Annotated in this window: 6 protein-coding genes; all 6 read left to right on the forward strand. The window is 32.4% G+C overall.

Annotated elements, in window-relative coordinates; all coding sequences use genetic code 11:
* Positions 1 to 22: 22 nt before the first annotated feature.
* The 6 genes from Q4487_RS13810 (at position 23) to Q4487_RS13835 (ending at position 6,848) form a co-directional block, all read left to right on the forward strand.
* Positions 23 to 1,468 carry a RagB/SusD family nutrient uptake outer membrane protein gene (locus Q4487_RS13810; protein ID WP_303543310.1) on the forward strand — a complete coding sequence of 482 codons (1,446 nt, stop codon included), beginning with the start codon at positions 23 to 25 and terminating at the stop codon, positions 1,466 to 1,468.
* A 24-nt stretch (positions 1,469 to 1,492) separates the two neighbouring features.
* Positions 1,493 to 2,467 carry a PKD domain-containing protein gene (locus Q4487_RS13815; RefSeq protein WP_303543308.1) on the forward strand — a complete coding sequence of 325 codons (975 nt, stop codon included), beginning with the start codon at positions 1,493 to 1,495 and terminating at the stop codon, positions 2,465 to 2,467.
* Between the two features lie 8 nt (positions 2,468 to 2,475).
* Positions 2,476 to 3,375 (forward strand): polysaccharide lyase family 7 protein, encoded by a 900-nt coding sequence (locus tag Q4487_RS13820; RefSeq protein ID WP_303543654.1) that lies wholly within the window; start codon positions 2,476 to 2,478, stop codon positions 3,373 to 3,375.
* A gap of 171 nt (positions 3,376 to 3,546) precedes the next feature.
* Positions 3,547 to 4,251, forward strand: a complete 705-nt coding sequence (locus Q4487_RS13825; protein ID WP_100895348.1) for a FadR/GntR family transcriptional regulator — start codon at positions 3,547 to 3,549, stop codon at positions 4,249 to 4,251.
* A gap of 151 nt (positions 4,252 to 4,402) precedes the next feature.
* Positions 4,403 to 6,028: an MFS transporter gene (locus Q4487_RS13830; protein ID WP_303543305.1), complete on the forward strand. Its 1,626-nt coding sequence runs from the start codon at positions 4,403 to 4,405 to the stop codon at positions 6,026 to 6,028.
* A gap of 55 nt (positions 6,029 to 6,083) precedes the next feature.
* Positions 6,084 to 6,848 (forward strand): SDR family NAD(P)-dependent oxidoreductase, encoded by a 765-nt coding sequence (locus tag Q4487_RS13835; protein WP_100895346.1) that lies wholly within the window; start codon positions 6,084 to 6,086, stop codon positions 6,846 to 6,848.
* Positions 6,849 to 7,049 lie beyond the last annotated feature (201 nt).

Raw genomic sequence — 7,049 nt, forward strand, 5'->3', positions numbered from 1 at the left:
ACTAATTTAAAAATATATAATCATGAAAAAACTAAAATTTTTAACATTAATAGTCATTACAATTTTATTTACATCTTGTGAAGATTCATTTTTATCACCAGACTTAAAAACTGGAACAAGTGGAGAAGCATTTTATTCTAATGATGAAGAACTAGAGGCTGCCGTAATTAATATTTATGACGGATTACAAGGTGTAAACGCAGCTAAAATTACAAACTCAAACTTAAATCACGCAACTCAAGTAGAGTTTTACGTAACAGAAATGCGTAGTGATAATACAAGGTCTAAAAGCCAGGAAGGTGAAGCTGCTCAGTTTGAAAGCTTTGCTATAGAATCTACAAATGGTATTGTTGCAGATTATTACAGAAGCTTTTATGATGTAATATTTAGAGCTAACATAGTTTTAGACAACATAAATGCCGCATCTGATGCTGCTGCAGGAAAATTAGAAGGTGAAGCAAAATTTTTAAGAGCATATGCTTATTTTAACCTTGTACGTCTATATGGTGATATACCTTTAGTTACAAATGTTATTGCTCCTTTAGATACTGAAACTGCTTTTACTAGAGTTAATTCTTCTGAAATTTATAGTCTAATTGTTTCAGATTTACAGACTGCTGTAGATAATTTAGATGATTCTTTTAAAGATAGAGCATCTAAAGCTGCAGCTCAAGGATTACTAGCTAAGGTCTATTTAACTCTACCAACACCAAACTACGCTCAAGCACAATTATTATGTGAAGAGATATTAGATCCTGCTAGAGGTTTTACCCTACTAGATAATTACAGTGATATATTCTTTTCTGAGCGCAATGATGAAATCATTTTTGCTATTGGTTACGAGCAAGGCGATAACAATAACAGTCAAAATTTTTCAGCAGAATGGTTAAACTCTGTTGGGAGAACAAGTGGCGTTAACTATGCTACTACAAATGTAGTTGCTGCTCTAGAAGAAATGGGAGGAGATAGAACGCAACATACCTACAGAATAGATCCTTTTCAACCTACAGAAAACCAAGCTATTAAATACTTGCCTAATGGTGAAGATGGTGGAGATAATGGTAGAACATTTAGCGCTGATGCACAAGCATCTGGTAATGATTGGATAGTTTTAAGATATGCTGATGTTGTTTTACTACATGTTGAAGCAATATTAGGTGGTGGTGAATCTACATCTAACAGCGGTGCGCTTGCATCTTTTAATGCAATTAGAGAAAGAGCTGGTTTAAATGATGATGAAGACGGAGTCATTACAAAGGAAGAATTATTAAATGAAAGACGTGTAGAACTTGCATTTGAAAACAAGCGTTTATTTGATTTAATTAGAATGGGAGAAGCAACAAATGTATTATCTGCATTTGCCACAGAAAATGGCTATAGTTTTTCTTCTACAGATTTGTTATTACCTATTCCACAAAGAGAAATTGGATTAAGTAAAGGTGTATTAACACAAAATCCTGGTTACTAAAAACAATAGTTAAAACATATAATTATGAAAAATAATAGAAAAATAAATAAATTAAAAGGTACAGCAGGACTATTGACTGCCATCTTTTTACTAACCATATCTTTTTCATCTTGTGATTTAGATTATGATATAGCTGATACTGCATCCATAGAAGACGCTACCCCTCCTACTGCATTTTTTGCTGCTACCCAAAATACTGGTTCAGATGATGCATGGAAAACGTATAGCTTTAGTAATCAATCTAACAGCGCAACGCAATACAGTTGGGAATTTACACATAGTTCTGGAGAAATAATAACATCTACTGAGGCAGAACCAGAACATACTTTTCCTGGAGAAGGTGATTTTGTAGTAAGCTTAACTGCTTCAGATAATTTAGGTGTAAAAAGTGTGTACACAGAAACAGTTACAGTGGTAGAACCTATAGTTCCTACTGTAATTACACCAGTAATATCAGAATGGGCTTTTGAAGACGGTACTGATGAAGGTGGAGACACACTTGGCTGCATATTTATTCAATCAGATGGTACACCTAAAACCCCAAAAAACGACGGTACTAATTGTTGGAGAATTATAGGGGCAACAGTACACCAAACTACTAGTGATGGTGCCTATACTGTTCCTTTTGACAATACTTCTGGTAAAACTCAAGGTGCTAAATACCCTGCAACTGGCGCTGGTAATGACAGAGCTTCTTATCAAGCTTTAACCGTTACCCCTAACGTTAAATATATTGTAACTTTTCATTACGCACTTAAAAATGATGGAGATAAAGTTAGAGTTGGTATCCTAAACGGATGGATGGATAATGCAAATGAATTAGAAGCTACTGGTTTTATTGCTGAGGCTGATGGTGATGTGGCATTAGGTAAAAATAACTTTACAGAAGTTACATTTGAATTTGAAGCAAATGCTACAGGTGAAATTGCTATTTGGATTGATAATGTAAGTACTGGCGATACTTACTTAGATAATGTTAGTATTATACCTGCACCATAATATATAAAATAATGAATTTCCGAAGAGAAATAATAACCATAATATCAATTGTATTTCTTACTACTAACGCTGCTTGCCAAACAACAAAAAGTAGCGTAGTAGAATCGGATACTAAAATTTTAAAAAAGAAAAATAAGAAGAAAAAATACAGATTACCAAAAATAGATTTAAGCCATTGGAAAGTAACCTTACCTATTGGCAAACCCATAGAAGTAGAGCCACCAGAGATACTAAATTATGCCACAAACAAAACACTAAAGCCATTTATGTATAATGATTCTGTTTCTGGTGCGCTTGTTTTCTATGCATATCCTACTGCTGCTACAACAGCTAACACTAAGTATTCTAGAACAGAACTAAGGGAACAAATGGAACCAGGCAATAATAATGTAAACTGGACTTTTAAACAAGGTAGAGGCTTAAAAGGAAAACTTGCTGTTGAAGATATTTCTAGAGATAAGAATGGTAAATATCACAAGACCATTATTATGCAAATACACGGTAGGTTAACCAATGAACAAAAAAAACTTATTGGTCAAAAAGACAATAATGCACCTCCAATGTTAAAAATATATTGGCAAAATGGTAAAGTACGAGTAAAAACAAAAAAATTAATAAGCTTAAGTTTAACAGATACAGAAATTTTACATGACACAGCTTGGACAGATGATGAAGGACATACTTTTAAAGAAAATGTAGGTTTTGGCAAATTTACAATAGAAGTTAAAGTGTCTGATGGAGAAATGATAGTATCACTAAATAATAATGAATTTAAAGTATACAAAAATATTCATATGAAAAGATGGGGTGTTTTTGAAAACTATTTTAAAGCTGGTAATTATTTTCAATCAAGAGATGAAAACTCTTATGCTAAAGTTAAATATTATGAGTTAGAAATAACAGAGTAATAAATCAAATATAAAGTTGAAGTTACGTTTAAAACGTAGAGTTAGTTCTAGTTTTTGTTAGCACCAGTTCCTAGTTAGTCCTGGTGTTAACAAAACTATTAAAAATAGAAAAACACTCATTAAACTTAACTATTTTAGACGTCAATTTAAAGCCATTTAAAATTTTGAATTATGAAGTTAGATGTACAAACTACAAATGATAATAAGCAAATATTAAACTCAATAATTAGCAATATTAGAGATTTAATAAACTTAAAAAATTTGGAGCCTGGGGATAAATTACCTTCAGAGCGTATGCTATCTGAAAAATTTGAAGTTAGTAGAAGTAACGTAAGAGATGCTATTCAAAAATTAGAATTTTATGGTTTACTAAAATCAATTCCACAAAGCGGAACATTTGTAGCTAAAATAGGTATTATTGCTTTAAACGGAATGATTGATGACATTTTGAGGTTAGAAAATCAAGATTTTAAATCTCTAGTAGAAACTAGAATTTTACTAGAATTAAAAACGGTTCGTTTAGCTGCATTAAGGAGAACAGAAGAAGATTTAATAAATATTAAGGCTGCTTTAGACGCTTATGAAGCTAAAGCTTTAAGTAATGAAGATGCGGTACAGGAAGATTTATTGTTTCACTTAGCAATTGCAAAAGCATGTGGCAATAGTACTATTAACACTTTTATGTTAACTATAACACCGCAGATAATTATAGATTTCGAAAAATACCACGTCTGTGATAAAGATCAAACAGTTAAAGGAATTAAAGAACATACAGCTATTTATGAAGCCATAAAAAAACAAGATCCAAAATTGGGTAAACAAAAAATGAAGGAACACTTCAATGCATTATATCAATATTGCTATAATATTAAATAAAAAATGATAGTAAAGAGATACCTATTGCACGTAGTATCTTTTTATAAAAAAACATTAAGGAGGGAAGTAAAAATAATTAGAAAAGTAACAAATTACCATTGTTATTTATCTATTTATACATTCTATACACTCCTTTTATATATTAAAAAATATGAAAGTAAAAGGATTAAGATGGTGGGTAGTAGGACTTGTTGCTTTGGCTGCAGTTATTAATTATATAGACAGACAAGCCTTTGGTGCACTTTGGTCTGACATTGCCCAAGACTTATTCCCAGAAATGGATAAGGATGGACATAAAGTTATATTTGGTACAATATCTACGGTATTTATAATATCATATGCTAGTGGTCAAGCACTTTTTGGTAAAATTTTTGACTGGATAGGCACTAGAATTGGGTTTGCCATCTCTATTGGGGTTTGGTCCGTTGCAACTATGCTGCACGCCTTTGCTCAAGGAATGTTAAGCTTTTCTATTTTTAGATCAATATTAGGTTTAGCAGAAGCTGGTAACTGGCCAGGGGCGGCAAAAGCTAATGCAGAATGGTTTCCTACCAAAGAAAGAGCACTTGCACAAGGAGTTTTTAATTCAGGGGCAGCAATTGGTGGTATTATAGCTTATCCAGTAATTGGACTGTTATCTGCATACTTAGATTGGAAGTCAATATTTATAGTGGTAGGATTGCTTGGATTATTATGGTTATTACCTTGGTTATATATTGTTAAATCTGGACCAAAAACTCATCCTTGGCTAACAGATGATGAAAAAAAATACATCCTCTCTGGTCAAAAAAATCAAGATCTTGATGAAGATGGTATTCATGACGATGGCTATGTACCTGATACTGGAGAATTACTTAAGCATAAAGAAAGTTGGGGTGTAATAATTGCTTCGGCAGCACTTGATCCTATATGGTGGTTGTTTATAGTTTGGATTCCTATATATCTATCTGAAGTATTTGGTATGAATGTAAAAGAAATTGCATTTTCAGCTTGGGTTCCTTATGTAGGTGCAATGATTGGTGCATGGTATGGAGGTTTACTTGCCCAAAAGAAACTTAATTCTTCGTGGACTGTAGACAAGACTCGTAAGTATGTTATTACATTGGGATGTATCATAATGATTCCATGTTTTATTTTATTAAAATACCCTGGTGCACCTCAAATTTTAGGAGTTTTTGGAGTTGAGAAATCTGCAGCTTTAACAATGGCTGATCCACAAGTTAAAAAGATAATGGATAATGACGCATTTAAAGACTTAAAAGCGGATAAAAATTTTATTCAAGACATTGCTGGAAAAAATATTAATCAAATTAAATCTAACCCTACTTTTAAGAAAGCATATCAATCTGCTGTTTGGAAAACACCAAAAGCAGAAGCAACAAAAGAAGAACGTTTATTGCCAAAATATGGAGCACCTACAGATTCTGGAATTGCAGCTCTTGCCTATTTATCAGAAATTAATAATGCTAGAAATACAGCTGCATTAATTGCAGTTGTAATTATGGCTATTTTGTTATTTGGATTTCAAATTGCAATTGGAAATATACAAACATTACCAAGTGATCTCTTTAGCGGAAAAATAGTAGGTACTCTTTCAGGCTTTTCTGGTATGGCAGCTAAACTCGGTGCAGCTGGGCTTACGCTATTAGTTACTTTTATCACTAAAGGTGGTAACTATACACCTGCATTTTTAATAGGTGGAGCATTAGCAATAATAGCATTATTAGCTGTTTGGATATTATGTCCTAAAATACAACCATTAAAACCTAAAAATTAATAATATTAAATATAAACATAGAAAAACAAATTAAATAAAAATTAAACACATAAAAATGAGTAAAAATAAAGGAAAAGTAGCAATTGTTACAGGAGCCACAGGCGGAATAGGTTTTGAAGTTGCAAAAAGATTGGGATCAGATGGATATACTGTTGTTTTAAATGGTATTGATGATACAGCAGGTGCTGATAGGGTAAATGAACTAACAAAACAAGGAATAACGGCTGAATATGTTGGTTTTGATGTAACAAAAGAAGATCTTGTAACAGATAACATAGTTAAAATTGGTGAGAAATATGGAAGAATAGACGTCCTAGTGAACAATGCTGGTGGTCTAGGTGGTAGATCTAGATTTGAAGAAATGACAACTGAATTTTACAGGTTTGTTATGGCTCTAAACTTAGACTCAGTTTTCTTTGCATCAAGAGCAGCTATACCTTACCTAAAAAAAGGAGAACACCCTTCTATCATTAATTATACCTCTAATGCAGGTTGGACCGCAGGAGGTCCTGGTGCAGGTATATATGGCACATCTAAAGCTGGAGTACACGCAATAACAAGAGCTTTAGCTAAAGATTTAGCAGAATACGGAATTAGAGTGAATGCAGTATCTCCTGGTACAATAGACACCCCATTTCATGCACAAATTAAATCTACAAAACCAGAAGTTTTTGCTTCATGGGCAAATAATATTATGTTAGGAAGATTAGGTCAGCCTGAAGATGTTGCTGGGGTTATTTCTTTTTTAGCTAGTAAAGATGCTTCATTCATAACCGCTGAAACGATACAAATAGGTGGCGGACAAGCATTAGGTATATAATATCTGAAAGGAAAATAAAAAGAGTATTAGATTAACAACAGTATTCTTTAATAAAAAGGAGAGTAATATAATATTACTCTCCTTTTCTTTTTGTTTTTAACTTTTCTTTGACGTTATTTTAAATGTCTATCATTAACTACTAAAGATATTGTACATCAATATAAATTCACATTAAATAAACAGCGCCTTTATTTTAATACT

This window comes from Cellulophaga sp. 3_MG-2023, from assembly GCF_030546975.1.
Lineage (GTDB): Bacteria > Bacteroidota > Bacteroidia > Flavobacteriales > Flavobacteriaceae > Cellulophaga.

What these genes read in the sequence shown, in the direction of transcription:
- Q4487_RS13810 (WP_303543310.1), top strand. Translation starts at nt 23, where the DNA reads ATGAAAAAACTAAAATTTTTAACATTAATAGTCATTACAATTTTATTT.
- Q4487_RS13815 (WP_303543308.1), top strand. Translation starts at nt 1,493, where the DNA reads ATGAAAAATAATAGAAAAATAAATAAATTAAAAGGTACAGCAGGACTA.
- Q4487_RS13825 (WP_100895348.1), top strand. Translation starts at nt 3,547, where the DNA reads ATGAAGTTAGATGTACAAACTACAAATGATAATAAGCAAATATTAAAC.
- Q4487_RS13830 (WP_303543305.1), top strand. Translation starts at nt 4,403, where the DNA reads ATGAAAGTAAAAGGATTAAGATGGTGGGTAGTAGGACTTGTTGCTTTG.
- Q4487_RS13835 (WP_100895346.1), top strand. Translation starts at nt 6,084, where the DNA reads ATGAGTAAAAATAAAGGAAAAGTAGCAATTGTTACAGGAGCCACAGGC.